Raw genomic sequence first — 25,743 nt, forward strand, 5'->3', positions numbered from 1 at the left:
GTCCCTATGAGCAGAAAATACTTTGGTACCGACGGCATTCGTGGCCGCGTCGGCGAATACCCGATCACACCGGATTTCATGCTGAAACTGGGTTGGGCTGCGGGCATGGCGTTCCGCAAGCAGGGCAATTGCCGAGTGCTGGTAGGCAAGGACACCCGTATCTCCGGGTACATGTTCGAATCGGCGCTCGAAGCCGGTCTTTCTGCCGCCGGTGCCGATGTCATGCTGCTCGGGCCGATGCCGACGCCGGCCATCGCCTACCTCACCCGGACCTTCCATGCCGAAGCGGGGATCGTCATCAGCGCCTCGCACAACCCGCATGACGACAATGGCATCAAGTTCTTCTCGGGCCAGGGCACCAAGCTGCCGGACGAAGTCGAGCTGATGATCGAGGAGTTGCTGGACCAGCCGATGACAGTGGTCGAGTCGAGCAAGCTGGGCAAGGTGTCCCGTATCAACGACGCCGCCGGTCGCTACATCGAGTTCTGCAAGAGCAGCGTGCCGAGCAGCACCAGTTTCGAAGGCCTCAAGCTGGTGGTCGACTGCGCCCATGGCGCTACCTACAAGGTTGCGCCCAGCGTGTTCCGTGAGTTGGGCGCTCAGGTGACCGTGCTGCATGCCCAGCCGGACGGCCTCAACATCAACGAGAATTGCGGATCCACGCACATCGAGTCGCTGCAGGCTGCCGTACTGGTCGGCCACGCCGACCTGGGCATCGCATTCGATGGCGATGGGGACCGTGTGCTGATGGTCGACCACACCGGCGCCATCGTCGACGGAGACGAATTGCTGTTCATCATCGCGCGCGACCTGCACGAGCGCGGCAAGCTGCAGGGTGGCGTAGTGGGTACCCTGATGAGCAACCTCGGCCTGGAGCTGGCGCTCAAGGACCTGGATATTCCGTTCGTGCGGGCCAAGGTCGGCGACCGCTATGTCATGGCGGAGTTGCTCGAGCGCGAGTGGCTGGTTGGCGGGGAAAACTCCGGGCACGTGGTTTGCTGCAACCACACCACCACTGGCGATGCGATCATTGCCGCGCTGCAGGTGCTGTTGTCGCTCAAGCGCCGTGGCGAGACCCTGGCGCAGGCCCGCCAGGCCGTTCGCAAATGCCCACAGGTGCTGATCAACGTGCGCTTTGGCGCAAGCAAGGTCGACCCGCTGGAGCATCCTGCGGTGAAGGAGGCCAGTGCCAAGGTCACCGAGGCGATGGCTGGGCGCGGACGGGTACTTTTGCGCAAGTCGGGTACCGAGCCGCTGGTGCGGGTCATGGTCGAAGGCGACGACGAAAACCAAGTGCGCAGCCACGCCGAAGCCTTGGCCAAGCTGGTCAGCGAAGTTTGTGCCTGAAATAGGCTTGCCAGCGCAGATCTGGTTGGGTAAGATCTGCGCCCACTTTGACCGACGAGGTAAAGCATGCGTCGCCCCATGGTAGCTGGTAACTGGAAGATGCACGGTACCCGCGCCAGCGTCGCTGAGCTGATCCAGGGCTTGGGCAATATGTCCTTGCCAGACGGTGTGGAAGTCGCGGTGTTTCCGCCGGCGCTGTTCATCAATCAAGTCATTGATGGGCTGCAAGGCAGGGGGATCATCGTAGGTGCACAGAATTCTGCGGTAAAACCCGAAGAGGGTGCGCTGACGGGTGAAATTGCACCCAGTCAGTTGGTTGAAGCAGGTTGCAAGTTGGTTCTGATTGGCCATTCCGAACGCCGCCAAATTATTGGTGAAACTGAGGAAGTGCTGAAAGATAAGTTTGCAGCTGCTCAACTTAGTGGTTTAATGCCGGTGCTTTGCGTAGGGGAAACTCTCGAAGAGCGCGAGGCGGGCAAGACGCTTGAAGTTGTCGGGCGTCAACTAAGCAGTATCATCGATGCATTCGGTGTTAAGGCTTTTGCCAATGCAGTAATTGCTTATGAGCCCGTGTGGGCCATTGGCACAGGTTTGACGGCTTCGCCGCAACAAGCGCAGGATGTGCATGCAGCCATTCGCGCGCAGTTGGCGGCGGAAGACGCCGAAGTTGCCGCGAACGTGCAGCTTCTCTACGGCGGCAGCGTGAAGGCGGCCAATGCGGCTGAGCTGTTCGGCATGCCGGATATCGATGGGGGGCTCATTGGTGGAGCGTCCCTGAACGCAGACGAATTCGGTGCAATTTGTCGCGCCGCAGGAAACTGAACAAATGCTGGAAACAGTTATCGTTGTTTTTCATCTGTTGGCAGCGCTGTCACTCGTAGTGCTGGTTCTGTTGCAACAGGGTAAAGGTGCGGAAGCAGGTGCATCTTTCGGCGCAGGTGCCTCTAATACTGTGTTCGGAAGCCAAGGTTCCGCTACCTTCCTGAGTAAATTGACTGCTATACTCGCTGCCACTTTCTTTTTGACAGCACTTGGGTTAGGATACTTCGCCAAGCAACAAGCTCACCAGCTGAGCCAGGCGGGTCTCCCAGACCCAGCGGTACTGGAAGTGAAAGAGCAGAAGCCGGCAGTTAATGATGATGTACCGGTGCTCCAGGAGCAGAAGAGCGAAACCACCAACGCTGGTGACGTACCTCCTCCGGCTCAAGAGCAGAAGTAACGGGTTTCAAGTAGTAATATTGCCGAGGTGGTGGAATTGGTAGACACGCAACCTTGAGGTGGTTGTGCCCATAGGGTGTAGGGGTTCGAGTCCCCTTCTCGGTACCAATTAAAGCTTGAGAGCCCGCTTTAGCGGGCTTTCTTGCAGGTGGAGGTTAGATTGACCCTGTAGCGGGTTCAGTCTTATACTTTCGCCCCAGCTTTGTCGCGGGGTGGAGCAGCTTGGTAGCTCGTCGGGCTCATAACCCGAAGGTCGTTGGTTCAAATCCAGCCCCCGCAACCAGCTTCAGCGGAGCCCCTTTTCAGGGGCTTTTTGCTAGCCGAACAGTTATCGGCGTCGTTGTCCAACGGCGCTTTCAGGGATGGGCGCTTCGCCCATTTTTTATTTGCACAGCATGCACGAGGGGGTTCAGGTGTCGAGCAAGCTAGAACAGTTGCAGGCCTTGTTGGCCCCGGTGGTCGAGGGTCTGGGCTACCAATGCTGGGGGATCGAATACATCTCCCAGGGCAAACATTCGGTCCTGCGTATCTACATCGACAAGGAAGGCGGAATCCTGGTGGACGACTGCGAAGCGGTCAGCCGTCAGGCCAGTGCCATCCTGGATGTTGAAGATCCGATCAGCAGTGAATATACCCTCGAGGTGTCCTCTCCAGGCATGGATCGCCCGCTGTTCACTCTGGAACAGTTTGCTTCGCATGCCGGCGAACAAGTGAAGATCAAGCTGCGTACGCCCTTCGAGGGTCGTCGTAACTTCCAGGGCCTTCTCCGCGGTGTGGAGGAGCAGGATGTGGTGGTCCAGGTGGACAATCACGAGTTCCTGTTGCCGATCGACTCGATCGACAAGGCCAATATTATTCCCAGTTTTGACTGAGACGTGCCGGGCCCGGCGGACTGTCCGGACCCAATGGCTTGCGCAAGGCGAGGCGTACGATGAGCAAAGAAGTACTGCTGGTTGTTGAATCGGTATCCAACGAGAAAGGTGTACCGCCCGGCGTCATTTTCGAGGCGCTGGAAGTGGCCCTGGCCACTGCAACCAAAAAACGTTTTGAGGACGAAGTCGACCTGCGTGTGGAAATCAACCGCCACACCGGTAGCTACGAGACCTTCCGCCGCTGGACCGTGGTCGACGAGAACGACCTGGACGATCCGGCTATCGAAACCTGGCTGAGCAAGATCCAGGACACGCATCCGGATGCCAAGATCGGTGACGTGATCGAAGAGAAGATCGAGTCCATCGAGTTCGGTCGCATCGCCGCCCAGACCGCCAAGCAGGTCATCGTGCAGAAAGTGCGCGAGGCCGAGCGTGCCCAAGTGGTCGACGCCTACCGCGAGCGCGTTGGCGAGATCATCTCCGGTACCGTCAAGAAGGTTACCCGCGACAACGTCATCGTCGACCTGGGTAACAACGCCGAGGCCCTGTTGGCTCGCGAAGACATCATTCCCCGTGAGACCTTCCGTGTCGGCGTGCGCCTGCGTGCGCTGCTCAAGGAAATCCGCACCGAGAACCGCGGTCCGCAACTGATCCTGTCGCGCACTGCGCCACAGATGCTGATCGAGTTGTTCCGCATCGAGGTACCGGAAATCGCCGAAGGCCTCATTGAAGTCATGGCTGCATCCCGTGATCCGGGTTCGCGTGCCAAGATCGCCGTCCGCTCCAAGGACAAGCGCATCGACCCGCAAGGTGCCTGTATCGGCATGCGCGGTTCGCGTGTCCAGGCCGTATCCGGCGAGTTGGGTGGTGAGCGTGTGGATATCGTCCTGTGGGACGAGAACCCGGCGCAGTTCGTCATCAACGCCATGTCGCCGGCTGAAGTCGCGGCGATCATCGTTGATGAAGATGCCCATGCAATGGACATCGCAGTTGCCGAAGACAACCTGGCCCAGGCTATTGGCCGTGGCGGTCAGAACGTTCGCCTGGCCAGTCAGCTGACCGGTTGGACCCTGAACGTGATGACCGAAAAGGACATCCAGGCCAAGCAGCAGGCTGAGACCGGCGACATCCTGCGCAACTTCATTGAGGAACTGGAAGTCGACGAGGAGCTGGCACAAGTGCTGGTCGACGAAGGCTTCACCAGCCTTGAAGAAATTGCCTACGTACCGTTGGAAGAAATGCTCAACATCGATGGCTTTGACGAGGATATCGTCAATGAGCTCCGCGCTCGTGCCAAGGACCGTTTGTTGACCAAGGCCATCGCTACCGAAGAAAAACTGGCAGACGCCCATCCGGCTGAAGACCTGCTCTCCCTCGAGGGCATGGACAAGGACCTGGCGGCGGAACTGGCGGTGCGCGGCGTGGTTAACCGCGAAGACCTGGCCGAGCAGTCGATCGACGATCTGCTCGACATCGACGGCATCGACGAAGAGCGTGCCGGCAAGTTGATCATGGCCGCCCGAGCCCACTGGTTCGAGTAATTAGGCGCGGCCTGAGGAGAGAAGTGCATGACGCAAGTCACGGTGAAAGAACTGGCCCAAGAGGTCGAGGCACCGGTAGAGCGCCTGCTGCAGCAGATGCGTGAGGCAGGTCTGCCGCACACCGACGCCGGTCAGGTAGTGACCGATAACGAGAAGCAGGTTTTGCTGACCCATTTGAAGAGCAGCCACAAGAGCAAGGCGGAAGAGCCGCGCAAGATCACCTTGCAGCGCAAAACCACCAGCACCCTGCGTGTAGCCGGTAGCAAGAGCATCAGCGTAGAAGTACGCAAGAAGAAAGTATTCGTGCAGCGCAGCCCGGAAGAGATCCAGGCTGAGCAGAAGCGTGAACTGGAAGAGCGTCGTGCGGCCGAGAACGCCGTTCGCGAGAAGGCTGAAGCCGAGGCTCGCCAGCGCGCCGAGGAACAAGCCCGTCGCCAGGCCGCCGAAACCACTGCTACGGCCCCTGCGGCCAAGGCAGAGCCGGCGCCTGCCCCTGCAGCTGCTGCTCCGGTAGTGGCCGAGGCGCCAGCGTCCGAAGACGCTGCCGCACGCGCTGCCGAGCGCAAGAAGGACGAGACTCGTCGCAACGAAAGCCGCACTCGCGACGAAGACCGTCGTGGCGGCGAGCGTCGTGGCGAAGCCCCGCGCGTGTCGATCAAGGTCAAGGTCAAGGAGAAAGAAAAAGCTCCTACGCCTCGTGCCGCGCCACGCACCACCGATGAAGAAAGCGATGGTTTCCGTCGCGGTCGCGGTGGCAAGGGCAAGCCGAAGAAGCGTAACCAGCATGGCTTCCAGAACCCGACCGGCCCCGTCATTCGTGACGTGACCATCGGCGAGACCATCACGGTCTCCGAACTTGCCCAGCAGATGTCGGTGAAAGCCGCTGAAGTCGTCAAGTTCATGTTCAAGCTGGGTACCCCGGTCACCATCAACCAGGTGCTCGACCAGGAAACTGCTCAGCTGGTCGCTGAAGAACTGGGCCATAAGGTCACCCTGATCAGCGACACCGCCCTGGAAGACTCCCTGGCCGAATCGCTGAAGTTCGAAGGTGAGACCGAGCCTCGTGCACCGGTAGTGACCGTCATGGGTCACGTTGACCATGGTAAGACTTCGCTGCTCGACTACATCCGTCGTGCCAAGGTTGCTGCTGGCGAGGCCGGTGGTATTACCCAGCACATCGGTGCCTACCACGTGGAAACCGACCGCGGCATGGTCACCTTCCTCGATACCCCAGGCCACGCTGCGTTTACCGCCATGCGTGCCCGTGGTGCCAAGGCCACCGACATCGTCATCCTGGTGGTGGCGGCTGACGACGGCGTGATGCCGCAGACCCGTGAGGCCGTGCAGCATGCCAAGGCAGCTGGCGTTCCGCTGGTGGTCGCGGTGAACAAGATCGACAAGCCGGGTGCAGACCTCGATCGTATCCGCAACGAACTGGCCGTCGAAGGCGTAACCTCCGAGGACTGGGGTGGTGACACTCCGTTCGTCAAGGTTTCGGCGAAGATGGGTACCGGTGTCGACGAGCTGCTCGAGGCCGTCCTGCTGCAGGCCGAGATCCTCGAACTCACCGCCACTCCGACCGCACCAGGTCGTGGCGTCGTGGTCGAATCGCGCTTGGACAAGGGCCGCGGTCCAGTGGCTACCATCCTGGTTCAGGACGGTACCCTGCGTCAGGGCGACATGGTCCTGGTCGGCTCCAACTACGGCCGCGTGCGTGCCATGCTCGACGAAAACGGCAAGCCTGTGAAGGAAGCCGGTCCGTCGATTCCGGTCGAGATCCTCGGTCTGGATGGTACGCCGGAAGCCGGTGACGAGCTGTCCGTGGTTGCCGACGAGAAGAAAGCCCGCGAAGTTGCCCTGTTCCGTCAGGGCAAGTACCGCGAGGTCAAGCTGGCCCGTGCTCACGCCGGCAAGCTGGAAAACATCTTCGAGACCATGGGTCAGGAAGAGAAGAAGACCCTCAACATCGTCCTCAAGACCGACGTGCGCGGTTCTCTGGAGGCCCTGCAAGGCTCGCTCAGCGGCCTGGGCAACGACGAGGTTCAGGTTCGTGTCATCGGTGGCGGCGTCGGTGGTATCACCGAGAGCGACGCCAACCTGGCGCTGGCGTCCAACGCGGTGCTGTTCGGCTTCAACGTGCGTGCCGATGCTGGCGCCCGCAAGATCGTCGAGCAGGAAGGTCTGGATATGCGTTACTACAACGTGATCTATGACATCATCGAAGACGTCAAGAAGGCCCTGACCGGTATGCTCGGCAGCGATGTTCGCGAGAACATCCTGGGTGTCGCCGAGGTCCGTGACGTGTTCCGCTCGCCGAAGTTCGGCGCCATTGCCGGCTGTATGGTCATCGAGGGTACTGTGTACCGCAACCGTCCGATCCGCGTACTGCGCGAGGACGTGGTGATCTTCGAAGGCGAACTGGAATCGCTGCGTCGCTTCAAGGACGACGCCTCCGAAGTGCGTAGTGGCATGGAGTGCGGTATCGGCGTCAAGAGCTACAACGACGTCAAGGTCGGCGACAAGATCGAAGTCTTCGAGAAAGTCCAGGTGGCTCGTACCCTGTAAGGGGTGGGCATGGCGCAGGCCTCGCCCCAGGGCGTTTGGCAGTGCCTCTGAAGGTAGCGCCCGGTCAGGCTTCAGCTTGACCGGGCGTTTGCCGCTTTACGTTACAGGTAGCAAGAATGGCAAAAGAATATAGCCGTACCCAACGCATCGGTGATCAGATGCAGCGTGAGCTGTCGGAGCTGATTCGCCGTGAAGTCAAAGATCCGCGCGTCGGCCTGGTGACCATCACCGCCGTGGACGTCAGCCGCGACCTGGGGCACGCCAAGGTCTTCATCACCGTCATGGGCCAGGACGGGACCGACGCCGTACCTCAGACCCTCAAGGCCCTTACCAGTGCCGCGAGCTTCCTGCGCCTGCACCTTGGGCGTGTCATGCAACTGCGCAGCGTGCCGCAGCTGCACTTCCACTTCGACGAGAGCGTCAGCCGTGGTGCCCATCTGTCGGCACTGATCGAGCGCGCGGTCGCCGAAGACCGTCTGCACCAGGATGCCGACAAGCCGGACGCCGGGGAGTAAGCGGTGGCCCAGGTCAAACGTATTCGCCGTAATGTCAGCGGCATCATCCTGCTCGACAAGCCATTGGGGTTCACCTCCAACGCCGCGCTGCAGAAAGTCCGCTGGTTGCTCAATGCCGAAAAGGCCGGTCACACCGGTAGCCTCGACCCACTTGCCTCCGGCGTACTGCCGCTGTGCTTCGGTGAGGCGACCAAGTTCTCGCAGTACCTGCTCGATTCCGACAAGGGCTACGAAACGGTCATGCAGCTGGGGCAGACTACCAGCACCGGCGATGCCGAAGGGGAAGTACTCAAGACTCGCGACGTGACCGTTGGTCGCGCCGAGATCGAGGCTGTGCTGCCGCGTTTTCGTGGTCAAATCAGCCAGGTACCGCCGATGTACTCCGCCCTCAAGCGCGACGGCCAGCCGCTTTACAAGCTAGCTCGTGCAGGAGAGGTAGTGGAGCGCGAGGCGCGTTCTGTTACTATTGGCCGCTTGGAATTGCTCGAGTGCGAAGGCACCCGTGCGCGCCTGACCGTCGGTTGCAGCAAAGGCACCTATATCCGCACCCTGGTGGAGGATATCGGCGAGGCCCTGGGCTGTGGCGCCTATGTCGCCGAGCTGCGCAGGACCCAGGCCGGGCCCTTCGAGCTGGCGCAGACGGTAACGCTCGAAGAACTCGAGCAGGCCCACGCCGAAGGGGGCAACGAAGCGCTCGATCGCTTCCTCATGCCGTCCGACAGCGGCTTGCAGGACTGGCCGTTGGTGCGCCTGTCCGAGCACAGTGCGTTCTACTGGCTGCATGGGCAGGCCGTGCGTGCTCCGGACGCGCCGCAATTCGGCATGGTTCGGGTACAGGATCACAATGCCCGCTTCATCGGTATCGGTGAGGTGAGCGAGGACGGGCGCATTGCGCCGCGTCGACTGATTCGGTCGGAATGACCGAACACACAGGGTCAGGCTTGCGCCGAGCCCTGTGGACACGAGGGTGGCTGTCAGTAGGCACGGTCACACCTCTTTTATTAATACGGGGATATTGTCCCTGGCCTATTGGACCCCGCTTGCGGGATCCGTTTATCAGGAGAAGCCAAATGGCCCTCAGCGTTGAAGAAAAAGCTCAGATCGTTGCCGAATACCAGCAAGCCGCCGGCGATACCGGTAGCCCGGAAGTGCAGGTTGCTCTGCTGACCGCCAACATCAACAAGCTGCAAGGCCACTTCAAGGCCAACGAGAAAGACCACCACTCCCGTCGTGGTCTGATCCGTATGGTTAACCAGCGTCGTAAGCTGCTGGACTACCTGAAGGGCAAAGACACCACTCGTTACAGCGCCCTGATCGGTCGCCTGGGTCTGCGTCGCTAATAGCGGCCTGGCCAGTGGTGTGCATGGCGTGTTGCATGCTCGATGCTGTATGGCAGCAATGCTGTACAGCGTTGGCGTCCAACACGCCACGCGTATCTCCGAGGTTGGCAGCCTGGTGATGTCGAGCGGATTTTCCGCTGGGCAGCCAGGCTCCCAGCCTCGTGTTGTATCTGGACGGTCAATGGGGCCGATTCCCCGTTCTGCCCAAGAATTCGCAAGAAACCAGTTCCCCCAGAGCCACTGAAAAAGGTAGGAAACCGTGAACCCGGTAATCAAGAAGTTCCAGTTCGGTCAATCGACCGTTACCCTCGAAACGGGCCGCATTGCCCGTCAGGCGACCGGCGCCGTGCTGGTCACCGTCGACAACGACGTCACCGTGCTGGTGACCGTGGTTGGCGCCAAGCAGGCCGACCCAGGCAAGGGCTTCTTCCCGCTGTCGGTCCACTATCAGGAAAAGACCTACGCCGCCGGTAAGATCCCAGGTGGCTTCTTCAAGCGCGAAGGCCGTCCTTCCGAGAAAGAGACGCTGACCTCGCGCCTGATCGACCGTCCGATCCGCCCGCTGTTCCCAGAAGGTTTCATGAACGAAGTGCAGGTTGTCTGCACCGTCGTCTCCACCAGCAAGAAGACCGATCCGGACATCGCTGCGATGATCGGTACCTCGGCTGCCCTGGCGATTTCTGGCATTCCGTTCGAAGGCCCGATCGGCGCCGCCCGCGTTGCCTTCCACGAGAGCACCGGCTACCTGCTGAACCCGACTTACGAGCAGCTGCAGGCTTCGAGCCTGGACATGGTCGTGGCCGGTACCGAAACCGCCGTTCTGATGGTTGAATCCGAAGCCCAAGAGCTGACCGAAGACCAGATGCTGGGCGCTGTCCTGTTCGCCCATGACGAGTTCCAGGCCGTGATCAAGGCCGTCAAGGAACTGGCCGCCGAAGCCGGCAAGCCAACCTGGGACTGGCAGGCGCCAGCCGCCAACACCGAACTGCTCAACCTGGTACGTGCCGAGTTCGGCGAGGCTATCTCGCAGGCCTACACCATCACCATCAAGGCCGACCGCTACAACCGCCTGGGCGAATTGCGCGACCAGGCCGTTGCCCGTCTGGCCAACGAAGAAACCGGCCCGACCGCTGGCCAGATCAAAGAGATCTTCGGCGAGCTGGAATACCGCACCGTTCGCGAGAACATCGTCAACGGCAAGCCGCGTATCGACGGTCGTGACACCCGCACCGTGCGTCCGCTGAACATCGAAGTCGGCGTTCTGCCGAAAACCCACGGTTCGGCCCTGTTCACCCGTGGCGAAACCCAGGCCCTGGTCGTTGCGACCCTGGGTACCGCCCGTGACGCCCAGTTGCTGGACACCCTGGAAGGCGAGAAGAAAGACCCCTTCATGCTGCACTACAACTTCCCGCCGTTCTCGGTGGGCGAGTGTGGTCGCATGGGCGGTGCTGGCCGTCGTGAAATCGGTCATGGCCGTCTGGCGCGTCGTGGCGTTCAGGCCATGCTGCCGAGCGACACCGAGTTCCCGTACACCATCCGTGTGGTTTCGGAAATCACCGAATCCAACGGTTCTAGCTCCATGGCTTCGGTCTGCGGTGCTTCCCTGGCCCTGATGGACGCCGGTGTACCGATGAAGGCGCCGGTTGCTGGTATCGCCATGGGTCTGGTCAAGGAAGGCGACAAGTTCGCGGTCCTGACCGACATCCTGGGTGACGAAGACCACCTGGGCGACATGGACTTCAAGGTAGCCGGTACCGCCAAGGGTGTTACCGCGCTGCAGATGGACATCAAGATCAACGGCATCACCGAAGAAATCATGGAAATCGCCCTGGGCCAGGCCCTGGAAGCGCGCCTGAACATCCTCGGCCAGATGAACCAGGTCATCGCTCAGTCGCGCAGCGAGCTGTCGGCCAACGCTCCGACCATGATCGCGATGAAGATCGACACCGACAAGATCCGTGACGTCATCGGTAAAGGCGGCGCCACCATCCGCGCGATCTGCGAAGAAACCAAGGCCTCGATCGACATCGAAGACGATGGTTCGATCAAGATCTTCGGCGAAACCAAGGAAGCGGCCGATGCAGCCAAGCAGCGCATCCTGGGCATCACTGCCGAGGCCGAGATCGGCAAGATCTACTTGGGCAAGGTCGAGCGCATCGTCGACTTCGGTGCCTTCGTGAACATCCTGCCTGGCAAGGACGGCCTGGTGCACATCTCCATGCTCAGCGATGCGCGTGTCGAGAAAGTCACCGACGTGCTGAAAGAAGGTCAGGAAGTCGAAGTGCTGGTACTGGACGTGGACAACCGCGGCCGCATCAAGCTGTCGATCAAGGACGTTGCCGCTGCCAAGGCATCGGGCGTCTAAGTCTTTTTCGAAAGGCTGGAAAGAAGGACCCTTCGGGGTCCTTTTTTTGTGCGTGCGATTCTATTTGGCGGACTTGCATCTTGCATGCAGGAAATACCCCCTGCGTGCAAAATGCACGATGAACGATCCCGGGGTTTTTCTATAAATCATTGATTTAATTGGTATTTTTATAAAGGCAAAAGCTGGCACATGCCGTGCAATATCTCTTGTACCTGCCGCCAGGAATCAAGGCGCAGACCTTTCGACAAACAGGAGTGACCTAAATGAAGAAGTTCGCCATTGCTGCCGCTACTGCTACCGCTCTGACCCTGACCATGGCTAACGCGGCATTCGCCCAGCAGTCCACCCAGGCCCCGATGACGCTGGCGGCCGGTGAGGTGACCAAAGCCAAGGAAGCAACCTCCGATACCTGGATCACCACCAAGGTCAAAGCTGACTTGATGACCGAGAAAGGCGTGCCTGGCAGCGACATCAAAGTCGAAACCAACAAGGGTGTGGTCTCGCTCTCTTCCGACGTTGCCATCACCGATTCGCAGAAAGAAATGGCCATTGCCATCGCCAAGAAGATCAAGGGCGTTCAGGCCGTGTCGGCCGATGGCCTGAAATCCGAGTAAGGGATGTCCCGTCGGCCAAATGGATTTGGCCACTCATTCAAGAAAGCCCCGGCATTGGCCGGGGCTTTTCTTTATGCGACGGGGTTTCGCGCTACCACATCGCTTTCGAAGCACACCTGCTCGATGATCAGGGGCTCGACGAGCGGCCTGCTGTCGCGAAAGTGCGCAGTCTGGGTATGGGCTTCATAGGCGTGCTCATCGCGGTAGATTTCGTAGAGGTAGATCAGATCCGGGTCAGCGCGGTCCTGGGATACGTCGAACACCAGGCAACCAGGCTCGGTGGCCACCGAAGCCGCAGCGTTGGCTTTGATAGCGCTGAGGAACGCGGCAGCGGTACCGGGTTTAACCCGGGTCTTGATGAAGAGACTGTACACAAGCGGATCCTTTTGTTTTAAATTCACAAAAGAATTGTATACAAAATAGGAGCCGCGCGAATGTCCGAATTACCCACCCGTCCTGGTCGACTCAACGGCCTGCGTCATATCGCATTACTGGTGCCCAACCTGGAGGAGTGCGAGCGCTTCTACGTGGACGTGCTGGGCATGCAGGTGCTGCACCGGGCCAACGAAGACCTGGTGTACCTCACCTGTGGCAACGACAACCTTTCGCTTGGACGTGGGGCGGGCGCGTCGAACGGTTTTCAGACCCTGGATCACTACGGCTTCATCGTCGATACCGTGCAGGAGCTGGAAGCCTGGTACCACTACTTCAAGGCACACGGCGTGACCCTGCTGGATCGGCCCTTCGACCATGGCGACGGTGCCCGGAGCTTCCACCTGCTTGACCCGGCGGGCAACAAGGTCCAACCGCTTTATCACCCAGCGGTGTCGGGGCAGCGTTTGGCGTGAGGATGTATGTGGCTCTCTGGCCGGCAAACGGGCTCCTACAGGCGCCTGTTTGCCGGCGATGAAGACCTGGCGATCACTCCGCGTCCAGGTGCATTGGCGTCACCACGCGGCCATCGCGCTCGGCTTGCCCCAGGTTGGTGTCGATGAAGTACACCCGGTCGTCCTCGAGCTTGCCCTTGTCGACCAGATAGTCCTTGATGCTGCTGGCGCGCTCCTGGCCCAGGGTGCGCAACAGTGCTGTGCTTTCAGCCCAGGACTTGATCACCGCTTCGCGTAGCTTGGCCGTGCGCTCTTCGCGGCTCAGTTGCTCCCATTCGGCCGGTGGCTGCTGCTTGAGCCTGTTACGGTAGATGCCTTCGAGCATGGCGGGCTTGTCGCTGTCGTCGACTACCAGCATCGAGGCATTGGCCGGGACCTTGTCGCCACGGCGTTGAAGGATCTTGTACCAGGTGGCCTGATACTCACGCTCCAGGCGCTGTTCAGCGATCAATGGGCCATCGCTGCTCTGGGCACTGGTGCCTTCGATCTCCAGGCGCAGTTCTGGGCGCTGTTTGAGCGCGGCCGACAGTTTGTCCAGTGCAGCCTGCGCATCGGCGCTCAGTTCGCTGGAGCCTGGTGCGAAGGCGACGCTGCCAAGGTCTTCCGCGCCGCCGCCGGCAATCAGCCCGCCAATGAACTTGAACGGTGCCTGTGCCGCACGCAGCACCAGGTTGCGCAGTGTCTGCCAGACGATGGGCATGACGCTGAACTGAGGGTTGTTCAGGTCGCCCGCAACCGGCAGTTCGATGGAGATCTTCCCTTCGGTGTCCTTGAGCAGCGCCACCGCCAGGCGAATCGGCAAATCGACCGCGTCCGGGCTGTCGACCTTCTCGCCCAATTGCAGCTGCTCGACGACCACTTTGTTCTCGGCCTTCAGCTGGCCATTGGTGATCAGGTAGTGCAGGTCGAGATTCAGCCGGCCTTTGCGGATGCGAAAGCCTGCGAACTTGCCGGAGTAAGGCGTAAGCGTAGTCAGCTCGACTCGCTTGAAGCTGGTGGCGATGTCCAGGCTGGCCAGTGGGTTGAAGGGGTTCAAGGCACCTTTGATGGTAACCGGCGCATAACGGTCGACTTTGCCTTTGATATCGACCTTGGCCGGTGACGGCCTACGGTTGTCGATGGTGCCGATCTGACCGTTAAGCTGCTGGATGGCGGTGGCGAAGTTCGGGGTAAGGGTCAGGTCGGCGAAGTTTGCCGAGCCATCGTTGATGTCGATCTGGCCGATGCGTATGCCCAGCGGCTTGTCGCTGCCGCCTCCGGCTGGCTTGGCCTTGGCCGAGGCAGGGGCATTGGCCGGTTGAGGGATCAGCAGGTCATCAATATTGGTGGTGCGGTCTTCGTTGATGATGAAGCGGGCATAGGGCTGCAGCAGGGTCACCTTGTCGATGGCCAGGGCGTCGCCGTGCACGTACGAGAGACCGTCAACGTTGACCTGCTGCCATTTCACGAAATCGCGGTTCTTGATGGTATCCAGGGTGTGCAATTGGCTGACCTGCGCTTTGCCGGCGACCGTGAAGGCCAGTGGCTCGGTGCTCTTGAGGTCGACCTTCAGGTCGCTGCCCAGCATGCCGCTGCGCAGCTCCAGGCGGATGAACGGGCTGATGTAGGACTGGGCGACACGCAAGTCGATGTCCCGGGTGCTGACATCGAGCTTGGCGCTGACCGGTGCCAGGTTCACCTGACCTGCCGCTTGCAGCTTGCCCTGTTTACCGACGCCCGTGTCGAGCTTCAGGGTGAAGGGTGATTGGTTGAGGCTGTCGAAGCCCTGCAAGTCCAGGTTCAGGGGGCCGACGTCCAGTGCCACGGGCTCCGGCTGGCTGCGGTCGGCCAGGTGCACCCTGTAGTTGCGCAGCTGCACGTCCTTGAGCAGCACCTGCCAGGGCTTGGCCGGCTCCTTGGTGGCTTTTTCTTCGGGTGTAGGCTCGGCGGCGGCGGGCTCGGCTTTCTCCTGTGGGGTGGCCTTGGCCGGCTGGCTGGCAAACAGCTTCTGCCAATCGAGCTGGCCGTCTTTCTCGCGTGCTGCCCAGGTTTCGAGCTGTTCGCTGCGGACCTTGCCGACGGTGACCAACTGCTTGGCCAGGTCGATCGACGTATCACTGACTTCCAGGCTGGCCAGGCGCGCCAGCTGACGGCCATCCGGCGCCTTGATGGCGAAGGGCGCGACCCGCACGGAGGTCTTGTCGAGCAACAGCTGTGTTTCTTTGGACAGGTTGAGAGTGTAGTGGGTGTCGAGGTTGATCACGCCGTCTTCCAGCACCAGCGGTACGGCATCGCGTACATAAGGCCAGAACACTTTCATTTTGCCGTCGGTGACCTTCAGGGTGCCTTCCGAGGCGATCGGCGACAGGCTGAACGTGCCGTTCCAGTCGATGCGCCCGCCGTTGGGACCCGCGGCCACCAGGGTCATGTCGGCGTTGTCATCTGGCAGGGTGCTGAGGTTTTTCAGCTCCAGATTCATCGCGTCGTAGAGGAACTCGATCGGCTCGCTGGGGCGGTCGTCCTTGAAGTGCAGGTAGCCGTCCTTGAGCTTGATGCTGCCGATGCGCAGGGGGAACGGATCGCTCGGTGGCTCCTCGGGCTTGGGCTCACTGGGCGGCAGCTTGAACAGCTGGGTCAGGTTGAGCGTGCCGTCCTTGGCGAACAGCAGTTCGCTGCGCGGCTTGTCGAGCTCGACCGCATCCAAGTGCAGTGCGCCTTTCCACAGGCTGTCCAGCGACAGGTTGGCGTACAGCCGCTCGAAGCCGACCTGCTCCTTGCCAGGCTCACCCAACTGCAAGCCCCATAGCGTCAGTTCGAGGCTGAAGGGGTTGAGTTCGATACGTTGCAGGTGCGCAGGTAGCGTGGCGTATTGGGCCAACTGCTGGTTGGCGATGCGCAGGGCGACGCCAGGGAGGATAAGGAAGCCGAGCAGGCTGTAGAGGGCAACGAGGGCCAGCAGTGCGCCGAGGGCGCGAGTCAATCCTTTGTACATGTGTCGCTTCGTCTGTCTAAGCAGGGGTCGTTGGAGTATGGCACGTTAAATCGGTTCCGCAGCGGCGACCATTTGACCTCACTCAATGCCCATGCGCCGTTTGGCCCGGTGGGCGGAGCCATTGCGCATGGCCCAGCGCAACACGGGGGCCGTGCGTTCGATTCCCAAGCGGATCATGCGCCGCTGTAAAGGGCCTTGCTCAAGGCCCAGCATGGCTTGCGCCCATTCCGGCAACAGGTCGATGCCTGCCTGCAGCATCAGCTTGCCGATCGGCTCGGCCAGTCGGCTGGGGGCAGGGGCGTTGAGCAGGATCTCTACCACTTCCAGGCTACGGGCATCACATTGCAGGTGTGGGCGCATGCGCTGCAGATAATCCTCGACCTGTTGGCGTGAGCGCGGCACATCGTGGGCGCCCAGGCGTTCGGCGATCAGGGCGATCTCGTCGTAGTAGGCATCCTGGTCGGCAAGAGACAGTTGCGGATTGCGGTAGCGCAAGTGGGCGGCCAGGAAACTGCTGACCTCGGCAACGTGCACCCAGGTCAGCAGGTCGGGATCGCTGGCGGAATACGGACGGCCGTCGGGTGCGACGCCGGTCACCTTGAGGTGAATGGTGCGCACTTTCTCGATCAGCCATTCGGCATCGCGGGTGGAGCCGAAGGTGGTGCCTGAGATGAACTGGCTGGTGCGGCGCAGGCGGCCAAGCAGGTCGTGGCGGAAGTTGGAATGATCCCACACCCCTGCCAGTGCCAGCGGGTGCAGCAATTGGAGCATCAGCGCGCTGATACCACCGACCAGCATGCTGGGAAAATCGCCATGCACGCGCCAGCTGATGCTGTGCGGGCCGAACAGGCCCGGGTCGCCCTTGGGCGACTCCAGGTCGAGCTGGCCCAGCGCCAGCCCGGTGAGGCTCATGACCTGGGTTTCGATGCGGCGACGTAGGGTTTCCATGGCGACCTGTCTTCAGGGCGGCCATGAACCCAGGCCGCCGGTTATTTGTTGAGGCGTGTGTCGATCAACCCCTGGACCACGCTTGGGTCAGCCAGGGTCGAGGTATCGCCCAGGTTCTCCAGTTCATTGCAGGCGATTTTGCGCAGTATACGCCGCATGATCTTGCCCGAGCGGGTCTTGGGCAGTGCGGGGGCCCATTGGATCAGCTCGGGTTTGGCGAAACTGCCGATTTCCTTGCTAACCAGATCGAGCAGCGCTTTCTTGAGCTCATCGTCCGGGGTGACACCGTTCATGGGCGTGACGAAGGCATATACCCCTTGGCCCTTCAGATCGTGCGGGTAGCCGACAACGGCCGCCTCGGCGACGCTGTCATGCAGCACCAGTGCACTTTCCACTTCGGCGGTGCCGATGCGGTGGCCGGAAACGTTGATTACATCGTCGATGCGACCGGTGATCCAGTAGTCACCCTCGGCATCGCGCCGAGCACCGTCGCCGGTGAAGTAGTAGCCTGGCATGGGTTTGAAATAGGTGTCGACCATACGCTGGTGGTCGCCATAGACACTGCGGATCTGCCCCGGCCAGCTGGCCTTGATGGCCAGAATGCCAGCCCCGGGCCCTTCGATGAGCTTGCCTTTGTCATCCAGCAGCACCGGTTGCACGCCGAACATCGGTTGCGTGGCGCAGCCTGGCTTGAGCTTCTGCGCGCCGGGCAGGGGTGTGATCATGATGCCGCCGGTTTCGGTCTGCCACCAGGTGTCGACGATGGGGCAGCGTTTCTGCCCGACTGCCTCGAAATACCATTCCCAGGCTTCCGGGTTGATCGGCTCGCCAACGCTGCCCAGCAGCCTCAGGCTTTGACGCGAGGTGCTCTGCAGCGGCCCGGAGCCTTCACGCATCAGCGCCCGCAGGGCGGTGGGGGCGGTGTAGAAGATATTCACCTTGTGTTTATCCACGACCTGCCAGAAGCGTGAAGTGTCCGGATAGTTGGGCACGCCTTCGAACATCAGCGAGATGGCGCCGTTGGCCAGCGGGCCGTAGACGATGTAGCTGTGGCCGGTGACCCAGCCGACATCGGCGGTGCACCAGAACACCTCGCCCTCGCGGTAGTCGAACACCACCTTGAAGGTGAGGGTGGCCTGCAGCAAGTAGCCTGCGGTGGTGTGCAGGACTCCCTTGGGTTTGCCGGTGCTGCCGGAGGTGTACAGGATGAACAGCGGGTCCTCCGCTTCCATGGCCTCTGGCGGGCAGTCGTCGCCGGCCTGTTCGGTCGCCTCGTGGTACCAGAGGTCGCGCTGGTTGATCCAGGCCACTTCGCTGCCGGTGCGACGCACGACGAATACGCTGCTGACATTGGGGCAACTGGCCAGGGCTTTGTCGACGTTCTGTTTCAGCGGGATGCGTTTGCCGCCGCGGATACCTTCGTCGGCGGTAATCACCGTGCGGCAGTCGGCATCGAGGATACGGTCGCGCAACGCATCAGGGGAAAAACCACCGAACACCACTGAATGGATGGCGCCGATGCGTGTGCAGGCGAGCATGGCATAGGCGGCCTCCGGGACCATCGGCATGTAGATGCAGACCCGATCGCCTTTCTTCACGCCCCGCGCTTTCAGGGCATTGGCCAGGCGGCAGACCTGGCGGTGCAGCGCTCGGTAGGTGATGGCCTTGGACTCGCCAGGGTCATCGCCCTCCCAGAGCAGGGCGGTTTGCTCGCCCCGTTTGGCCAGGTGGCGGTCGATGCAGTTGTAGCTCACGTTCAGTTGGGCGCCGTCGAACCAGCGCGCCTTGCCACTTTTCATGTCGCACTGCTGCACGCTTGACCAGGGTTTGATCCAGTCCAGGCGTTTGGCCTGTTCGGCCCAGAAGGTGTCGGGGTCTTCGACCGATTGACGGTAGAGGCGACGGTAGTCGTCGGGGGTTATGGCGGCAGATTGGCTGACGGCGAGCGCCTGGGGAAAATCGCGGATATCGAACATGGCGGGTTGTCCTGCTCTTGTCGGGGCGATGGACTGCTTCGGCTATTCGATAGGACAGTGTAGCTGGAGGGGTGTTCAACCGGTGCCGACCCTTCGCGGAGGAACCCAGGGGTACTGCGCCGCTTCACGGCGTGCGCAGTACCTGGAGAGGCGGGTTCACCCGCGAGCAAGCCGGTGTCGGCGCGGAATCAGCCGCGGTGACGGCCGCGGAAGTAGTTGATCAGGCCTTGCGTCGAGCCGTCCTCGGCGCTGTCTTCCAGGCTGCCGACCAAGCGTTGGTAGACGCCCTTGCCGAGCTCTTTGCCCAGCTCCACGCCCCACTGGTCGAAGGCATTGATGCCCCAGATCACGCTTTGCACGAAGACCTTGTGTTCATACATGGCCACCAGGGCGCCCAGGCGGCGCGGGCTGATGCGTTCGACCACCAGGGTGTTGCTCGGCCGGTTGCCCGGAATCACCTTGTGCGGGGCGAGCTTCTCGATATCGGCCTCGTTCAGGCCTTTCTGGCGCAGTTCCGCCTCGGCTTCCTCTCGGGTTTTGCCCAGCATCAGTGCCTGGCTCTGCGACAGGCAGTTGGCGTACAGCCACTGGTGGTGGTCCGCCACGGGGTTGAAGCTCACCACCGGTACGATGAAGTCCGCCGGGATCAGCTGGGTGCCTTGGTGCAGCAACTGGTGGTAGGCATGCTGGCCGTTGCAGCCAACGCCGCCCCAGATTACCGGGCCGGTATCGGTCTTCACTGGACTGCCGTCCTGCAACACGCTCTTGCCGTTGGATTCCATGTCCAACTGCTGCAGGTGCTTGGTGATGTTGCGCAGGTAGTGGTCGTACGGCAGGATCGCGTGGCTCGATGCCCCCCAGAAGTTGCCGTACCACACACCTAGCAGGGCCAGCAGCACGGGCATGTTCTTGTCGAACGGCGCGGTCTGGAAGTGCTGGTCCATGGTGTAGGCACCCGACAGCAGTTCCTTGAAGTTGGCCATGCCGATGGCCAGGGCGATCGGCAGGCCGATGGCCGACCACAGCGAGTAACGCCCGCCAACCCAGTCCCACATCGGGAAGATGTTCTCTTCGCGGATGCCGAAGGCCACGGCGGCGGCCTTGTTGCTGGAGACAGCGATGAAGTGGCGGTACAGCTCGGCTTCGGAGCCGCCCTGGGCGAGGTACCAGGTACGTGCGGCCATGGCGTTCTTCAGCGTCTCGAGGGTGTTGAACGACTTCGACGAAACGATGAACAGGGTCGTCTCGGCGCGCAGGTTGGCCGACAACTCATGGAATTCGCTGCCGTCGATGTTTGCCAGGTAATGGCAACGCACACCGCGCTGGGCATAGGGCAGCAGGGCTTCGGAGACCAGCTCTGGGCCGAGGAACGAGCCGCCGATGCCGATGTTCACCACGTCGGTGATCGGTTTCTCGCTGTAGCCCCGCCACAGGCCATCATGAATGCGGCCGACCAGCTCGGTGATCTGGTTCAGTACCTTGTGCACTTCCGGCATCACGTTGACGCCGTTGACGCTGAGTTTGTCGCCGACCGGACGACGCAGGGCGGTGTGGAGCACCGGGCGTCCTTCGGAAGCGTTGATGATCTCGCCGCTGAACATCGACTTGATCGCATCCTGCAGGCCGACCTCATTGGCCAGGCCTACCAGCAGGTCACGGGTCTGCTCGGTGATCAGGTTCTTGGAATAATCGAGGAACAGGCCGCAGCTGCTCAGGGAGAACTGGTCGAAGCGCTTGGCATCGCTGGCGAAGGCTTCGCGCATGCTGAAGCCTTGCATGGCGTCGCGGTGTTGCTGGAGTGCCTGCCAGGCGGGCAGGGCCGTAACATCGTGGGGTGTACGGTAATACGCCATTGCGGAGGGTTCCTTGGTGCGTGGTGTTGCCTTGGACAGGGCAGTGATTGCCGGGTTCAGGCTGGCCATCATTATAGGCAATGGCCCGGCGCAGGGAATGGGGCGAGAAGGGGAATTTAGGCGTGCCGCGATCCCTTTAGGAGCGGCCGTGTGTCGCGGTAGGGCTGTGTAGCAGCCCCGGATTCCAGCGTCCCTGCATCAGAGGGTGGGGGGCTGCCGGGCAGCCCTATCGCGACACAACGCCGCTTCCACACCCAATCGCAGCAGGCTTACGCGGTTTTTTCGTCCAGGTGCAGATACAGGTTGTCGATCAACCGGGTGTTACCCAGGTAAGCCGCAGCCAGAATCACCAGGTCACGGTCACCAAAGGTGGCCGGTTGCAGGTTCACGGCGTGGCGCACTTCGAGGTAATCCGGGCGCAGGCCGGCGGCGTTCAACTGTGCCTTGCCTTCCTCGACCAGTGCGGGGAAGTCGACTTGGCCACGGGTAATCTGTTCGCTGATGTGTTTCAGGGTGCGATACAGCACCGGCGCGACAGCGCGCTGCTCGGGCGTGAGGTAGCCATTGCGCGATGACAACGCCAGCCCATCCTCGGCACGTACGGTCGGCTCGCCGATGATTTGAATCGGCATGTTGAGGTCACGCACCATCGCCCGGATAACTGCCAGTTGCTGGTAGTCCTTCTCGCCAAAAACGGCGAGGTCGGGCTGGACCATGTTGAACAGCTTGTTGACCACCGTGGCCACACCCTCGAAGTGTCCCGGTCGGCTGGCACCGCACAGGCCTTCGGAGAGGTTCGGCACGCTGACGCGGGTCTGCACGCTCATGCCGTCGGGGTACATTTCCTCGACCGTCGGGGCGAACAGTAGGTTGCAACCGGCCTCGAGCAGGCGTTCCTGGTCGGCAGCCAGGGTGCGAGGGTATTTGTCGAGGTCTTCGTTGGCGCCGAACTGCAGCGGGTTGACGAAGATGCTGGCAACCACGAAGTCGGCTCGTTGAGCCGCCTTGGTCACCAGTGCGGCGTGGCCGCTGTGCAGGTTGCCCATGGTGGGCACGAAGCCGATGCGTTTGCCCTCGCTGCGCGCGCGCGCGACGGCGGCACGCAGTTCCCGGACGGTCTTGACTGTATTCATGCGCTGAACCCGTGTTCGCTACCTGGGAAGCTGACCTCTTTGACGGCCTGAACGTAGGCGGCAAGGGCGCTCTGGATGTCTGGCTGGCCGGACATGAAGTTCTTCACGAACTTCGGTACGCGACCGCTCAGGGACAAGCCGAGCATGTCATGCAAAACCAGCACTTGGCCGTCGGTAGCATTTCCCGCACCGATGCCGATCACCGGGATGCTGACCGCCTGGGTGATCTCAGCTGCCAGTTCACTGGGCACGCACTCGAGCAGCAACATGGCCGCTCCGGCCTGCTCCAGGGCAATGGCATCGGCACGCATTTGCCGCGCCTGGGCTTCCTGGCGACCCTGTACCTTATAGCCGCCCAGCACGTTGACGGTTTGCGGGGTCAGGCCCATGTGCGCGCACACAGGTACGCCACGGTCGGCGAGCAGTCGAATGGTCTCGGCCAGCCAGGCTGCACCTTCGATCTTGATCATGTGAGCGCCGGCACGCATCAGGGTCGCGCAGTTGGTGAAGGCTTGCTCTGGCGTGGCGTGGGCCATGAACGGCAGGTCGGCCAGGATCAGGGCGCCATCGTTGCCGCGTTTGACGCAGGCAGTGTGGTAAGCCATTTCGTCGGTGGTGACAGGCAGCGTGCTGTCATGGCCTTGCAGGACCATCCCCAGGGAGTCGCCCACCAGCAACACTTCGACACCGGCTTGGCTGGCCGCCTTGGCGAAGGTGGCGTCGTAGCAGGTCAGCATGGTGATTTTTTCACCCTTGGCCTTCAGGCCATGGAGGGTGGTCAGGGTTACTTCAGGCATTTAGGAAAATCCTCGTTCAGGCGCTTTGAAAAACGACTGCGACCAACACGTTGAGTCATCTTCCGGAGCGGCACATCATCGCTTGTGATGTTCGGGCACAGGTCCGTCCGGGCCTAGATACGGGTATGCGGCACTTTGGTGCCACACGGGACGCCTATAGTCGTGAGCGAGGTGGGGGAAGTCAATCACCCTGTTACCGCATTGTTACGATTCGGGTGTTACTGGCGTTACCTTGGTCTGGAACGCCCGGATTACAGGCGTTCCAGCCCGACGAACGGGCAGTCTGCGAGCAACTGCGCGAGGGCGCGGCCATCGGCCAGGCGGAAGTCCGCGGGTACCAGTTCGGCAAGCGGGTACAGCACGAAGGGCCGTGCATGCATGTGGTAGTGCGGGACTTTCAGGCGCGGTACGTCGAGCACCTGGTCGCCGAACAGCAAGATGTCCAGGTCGAGCGTGCGCGGGCCCCAGCGCTCCTTGCGCACACGCCCCTGGTCATTTTCGATGGCTTGCAGGGCATCGAGCAGCGCCAGCGGTTCAAGCGATGTGTCGAGGGCGGCTACGGCATTGGTGTAACGCGGTTGGCCTGGCAGCAGCGAGTCGCTGGTATACAAGGCGGATGCGGCGACCAGGTGGGAGCCTTCGACCTGGTCGAGCGACTGCAAGGCACTGCGCAGTTGCTCGGCAGGCTGGTCCAGGTTGCTCCCCAGGCCGATGTAGGCGCGCGTGTTCAATCGAAGGCCTCGTCACCGCCACGCTTGCGCTTGCTGCCACTGCGTTTGCGTTTGCGCGGGCCGGCACCGGCGCCATCGTCACGGCTGCCCAGCTCGCGGATCATCTCGCGGCGTTCGCTGTCGTTGGCGTCCTGGTAGTCGGTCCACCACTGGCCGAGGTCGTCGGTGTCTTCACCGGCGCTTTCACGCAGCAGCAGGAAGTCGTAACCGGCACGGAAGCGCGGATTGTCCAGCAGTAGGTCGGCACGTTTGCCGCTGCGGCGCGGCAGGCGCTCCTGCATGTCCCAGATTTCGCGGATCGGCAGCGTGAAGCGCTTCGGGATGGCGATGCGTGCGCATTGCTCGGCGATCAGGTCGTGGGCTGCGCCGTTCATGGCCGGAATCGGCGGTACACCCTGGTTCTGCAGGTGCAGGACGCGGCTTGGCAGCGCTGGCCAGAGCAAGGCGGCGAACAGGAAGGCCGGTGTTACCGGCTTGCCTTGCTTGACGCGCAGGTCGGTGTTGTTCAGCGCCTGGCTGATCAGGGTGTGGGTGTAGGTCGGCCGCTCTTCCAGGGCATGGGCACTGGCCGGGAACAAGGGGTCGAACAAGTGCAGGTCGACCAGCATCTCGAAGGCGATCGCGCCTTGGCCGGAGAGGAACAGCTTGAGGGTTTCCTCGAACAGGCGGGCTGGCGGGATGTCACGCAGCAGCGGAGCCAGTTCACGAATGGGCTGGTAGGTGTGTTTCTCGATACCGAAGTCGAGCTTGGCGGCGAAACGCACAGCGCGCAGCATCCGCACCGGGTCTTCCTGGTAGCGGTGGGTTGGGTCGCCGATCAGGCGCAGCAGGCGGTTGCGGACATCGTGCACACCGTTGGCGTAATCGAGGATGCGCTCGCTGACCGGGTCGTAGTAAAGGGCGTTGATGGTGAAGTCGCGGCGTTGGGCGTCTTCCTCCAGCGTGCCGTAGACGTTGTCGCGCAGAATGCGGCCACTGGCATTGTGTGACGAACGGTGGCTGTCGCCCTGGTCTTCTTCGGAGTGAGGCGCACGGAAAGTGGCGACTTCGATGATCTCACGGCCGAAATGCACATGGACCAGCTTGAAGCGGCGGCCAATGATGCGCGCATTGCGGAACTCGGCGCGGACCTGCTCGGGGGTGGCACTGGTGGCGACGTCGAAGTCTTTCGGCGTGATGCCCAGCATCAGGTCGCGGACACAGCCACCGACCAGGTATGCCTGGTAACCAGCACTTTGCAGCCGCTCGACGATATTCACCGCGTGGCGGCTGAACTGGTGGCGTTGCAGCGAGTGTTGGCTCTTGTTGATCACCTCAGGCGTGGTGCGTCTGTGGTGCTGGCCCGGTACGGGCGGGCGGAACGACTGGAACAGCTTCTTCAGCATGGGATGCACTGTTTGAAGGAATGTTCGGCCAAGAATAGGAGAATGGCCGCATGATGGGCGGGGATTCTAGCATTTACTCGGGGAATGGTGTAGGCGGTCGCAGGAAGCCTGCTGGAAGGAGAGAAACGACAAGGGGAGCCTAAGCTCCCCAAGAAGTCGTTGCGTGCTCTTATTGTTCTTCTGCTGGGCTTCTTGTTTTTGTTGAGTGCCCTGTCCACAAATCTCAAAGCTTGTGGACGACCCCCAATCCAGGGGTTAAGAGCAAACGGATTGCTTTGGTCGCTGATGTCACGTTGATCTATCGATCCAACCAGTTCAGGCGCTGCTTTTTAGTGCAGTTTTTGTTGTTCTCTGCCTGGTCGTGGGGCAAGCCCCAAACACGCATCCTCTCCAAAAGAATCAGTTAGCTGCGCCTCCGCCGTCTTGTTTTTATTGTGCGTGAGCCGTTTCGTCTTGTTCTTATTCTGAGTTGCAGTGCTTGTTATTGTTCTTGTGCCAAAGATATAGCAGGTGCCGTGCCAACTTTTGAAAACACAATAAAATCAAGAGCTTGGAGAGATTTAGCGGAAGCGGGCGGGCGGGAAATGTAGAAATTTCGTTACCGTACACCTCGGGAACTGTTACGCGGGGAGAGCCTGGGTAACAGATTGTTGGGGTGGGGAGGTGTTACCTGGGAGGTTTACAG

21 protein-coding genes and 2 tRNA genes are annotated in these 25,743 nt (G+C 61.3%); 14 read left to right on the forward strand and 9 right to left on the reverse strand.

What is annotated here, in order from left to right:
* Positions 1-6 precede the first annotated feature (6 nt).
* The 13 genes from glmM (at position 7) to IF103_RS03515 (ending at position 12,377) form a co-directional block, all read left to right on the forward strand.
* The gene (gene glmM / locus IF103_RS03455) at positions 7-1,347 is read left to right on the forward strand and encodes a phosphoglucosamine mutase (protein ID WP_023378624.1); all 1,341 of its coding nucleotides are present in this window, start codon (positions 7-9) and stop codon (positions 1,345-1,347) included.
* A gap of 66 nt (positions 1,348-1,413) precedes the next feature.
* On the forward strand, positions 1,414-2,169 hold the full coding sequence (gene tpiA / locus IF103_RS03460) for a triose-phosphate isomerase (protein WP_202675874.1): 756 nt from the start codon (positions 1,414-1,416) through the stop codon (positions 2,167-2,169).
* 4 nt (positions 2,170-2,173) lie between these two features.
* The gene (gene secG / locus IF103_RS03465) at positions 2,174-2,566 is read left to right on the forward strand and encodes a preprotein translocase subunit SecG (RefSeq protein WP_023378626.1); all 393 of its coding nucleotides are present in this window, start codon (positions 2,174-2,176) and stop codon (positions 2,564-2,566) included.
* A 21-nt stretch (positions 2,567-2,587) separates the two neighbouring features.
* Positions 2,588-2,673, forward strand: a tRNA-Leu gene (locus IF103_RS03470).
* Positions 2,674-2,771: 98 nt separating this feature from the next.
* Positions 2,772-2,848: transfer RNA gene (locus IF103_RS03475), tRNA-Met, on the forward strand.
* A gap of 130 nt (positions 2,849-2,978) precedes the next feature.
* Positions 2,979-3,437 carry a ribosome maturation factor RimP gene (gene rimP, locus IF103_RS03480; protein WP_023378627.1) on the forward strand — a complete coding sequence of 153 codons (459 nt, stop codon included), beginning with the start codon at positions 2,979-2,981 and terminating at the stop codon, positions 3,435-3,437.
* A gap of 59 nt (positions 3,438-3,496) precedes the next feature.
* On the forward strand, positions 3,497-4,978 hold the full coding sequence (gene nusA, locus IF103_RS03485; protein ID WP_023378628.1) for a transcription termination factor NusA: 1,482 nt from the start codon (positions 3,497-3,499) through the stop codon (positions 4,976-4,978).
* 27 nt (positions 4,979-5,005) lie between these two features.
* On the forward strand, positions 5,006-7,543 hold the full coding sequence (gene infB / locus IF103_RS03490; protein WP_023378629.1) for a translation initiation factor IF-2: 2,538 nt from the start codon (positions 5,006-5,008) through the stop codon (positions 7,541-7,543).
* 116 nt (positions 7,544-7,659) lie between these two features.
* The gene (gene rbfA / locus IF103_RS03495) at positions 7,660-8,058 is read left to right on the forward strand and encodes a 30S ribosome-binding factor RbfA (protein WP_023378630.1); all 399 of its coding nucleotides are present in this window, start codon (positions 7,660-7,662) and stop codon (positions 8,056-8,058) included.
* Between the two features lie 3 nt (positions 8,059-8,061).
* On the forward strand, positions 8,062-8,979 hold the full coding sequence (truB, locus tag IF103_RS03500; RefSeq protein ID WP_023378631.1) for a tRNA pseudouridine(55) synthase TruB: 918 nt from the start codon (positions 8,062-8,064) through the stop codon (positions 8,977-8,979).
* Between the two features lie 149 nt (positions 8,980-9,128).
* Positions 9,129-9,398 carry a 30S ribosomal protein S15 gene (gene rpsO / locus IF103_RS03505; RefSeq protein WP_011532144.1) on the forward strand — a complete coding sequence of 90 codons (270 nt, stop codon included), beginning with the start codon at positions 9,129-9,131 and terminating at the stop codon, positions 9,396-9,398.
* Positions 9,399-9,657: 259 nt separating this feature from the next.
* Positions 9,658-11,763 (forward strand): polyribonucleotide nucleotidyltransferase, encoded by a 2,106-nt coding sequence (gene pnp / locus IF103_RS03510; RefSeq protein ID WP_023378632.1) that lies wholly within the window; start codon positions 9,658-9,660, stop codon positions 11,761-11,763.
* A 263-nt stretch (positions 11,764-12,026) separates the two neighbouring features.
* Positions 12,027-12,377 (forward strand): BON domain-containing protein, encoded by a 351-nt coding sequence (locus IF103_RS03515; RefSeq protein WP_023378633.1) that lies wholly within the window; start codon positions 12,027-12,029, stop codon positions 12,375-12,377.
* 71 nt (positions 12,378-12,448) lie between these two features.
* Here the strand turns inward: IF103_RS03515 and IF103_RS03520 are convergent, their stop codons facing one another.
* Positions 12,449-12,751, reverse strand: coding sequence for a heme-binding protein (locus IF103_RS03520; protein ID WP_023378634.1), 303 nt, complete (start codon positions 12,749-12,751; stop codon positions 12,449-12,451).
* A 60-nt stretch (positions 12,752-12,811) separates the two neighbouring features.
* Here IF103_RS03520 and IF103_RS03525 point away from each other — a divergent pair, with 60 nt between their 5' ends.
* Positions 12,812-13,225 (forward strand): VOC family protein, encoded by a 414-nt coding sequence (locus IF103_RS03525; protein ID WP_023378635.1) that lies wholly within the window; start codon positions 12,812-12,814, stop codon positions 13,223-13,225.
* Between the two features lie 73 nt (positions 13,226-13,298).
* Here IF103_RS03525 and IF103_RS03530 read toward each other — a convergent pair whose 3' ends face one another.
* From IF103_RS03530 to IF103_RS03565, 8 genes are all read right to left on the reverse strand, one after another.
* A complete protein-coding gene (locus tag IF103_RS03530; RefSeq protein ID WP_202675875.1) occupies positions 13,299-16,235 on the reverse strand; it encodes a DUF748 domain-containing protein in 2,937 nt (978 codons plus the stop codon).
* A gap of 78 nt (positions 16,236-16,313) precedes the next feature.
* Positions 16,314-17,183 (reverse strand): oxygenase MpaB family protein, encoded by an 870-nt coding sequence (locus IF103_RS03535; protein ID WP_104882187.1) that lies wholly within the window; start codon positions 17,181-17,183, stop codon positions 16,314-16,316.
* Between the two features lie 41 nt (positions 17,184-17,224).
* Positions 17,225-19,159, reverse strand: coding sequence for an acetate--CoA ligase (acs, locus tag IF103_RS03540; RefSeq protein ID WP_023378638.1), 1,935 nt, complete (start codon positions 19,157-19,159; stop codon positions 17,225-17,227).
* A 188-nt stretch (positions 19,160-19,347) separates the two neighbouring features.
* Positions 19,348-21,012: a glucose-6-phosphate isomerase gene (gene pgi / locus IF103_RS03545; RefSeq protein ID WP_023378639.1), complete on the reverse strand. Its 1,665-nt coding sequence runs from the start codon at positions 21,010-21,012 to the stop codon at positions 19,348-19,350.
* 269 nt (positions 21,013-21,281) lie between these two features.
* Entirely contained in the window at positions 21,282-22,145 is an 864-nt protein-coding gene (panC, locus tag IF103_RS03550; protein WP_023378640.1) for a pantoate--beta-alanine ligase, read from the reverse strand.
* On the reverse strand, positions 22,142-22,942 hold the full coding sequence (panB, locus tag IF103_RS03555) for a 3-methyl-2-oxobutanoate hydroxymethyltransferase (RefSeq protein WP_023378641.1): 801 nt from the start codon (positions 22,940-22,942) through the stop codon (positions 22,142-22,144). The genes panC and panB overlap by 4 nt, the downstream gene beginning before the upstream one ends.
* Before the next feature lie 251 nt (positions 22,943-23,193).
* The gene (gene folK / locus IF103_RS03560) at positions 23,194-23,673 is read right to left on the reverse strand and encodes a 2-amino-4-hydroxy-6-hydroxymethyldihydropteridine diphosphokinase (protein WP_023378642.1); all 480 of its coding nucleotides are present in this window, start codon (positions 23,671-23,673) and stop codon (positions 23,194-23,196) included.
* Positions 23,670-25,058: a polynucleotide adenylyltransferase PcnB gene (locus IF103_RS03565; RefSeq protein WP_023378643.1), complete on the reverse strand. Its 1,389-nt coding sequence runs from the start codon at positions 25,056-25,058 to the stop codon at positions 23,670-23,672. Before IF103_RS03565 ends, folK begins: the two co-directional genes overlap by 4 nt.
* Positions 25,059-25,743: the final 685 nt, after the last annotated feature.

The organism is Pseudomonas sp. SK2, assembly GCF_016772395.1.
GTDB lineage: Bacteria > Pseudomonadota > Gammaproteobacteria > Pseudomonadales > Pseudomonadaceae > Aquipseudomonas > Aquipseudomonas taiwanensis.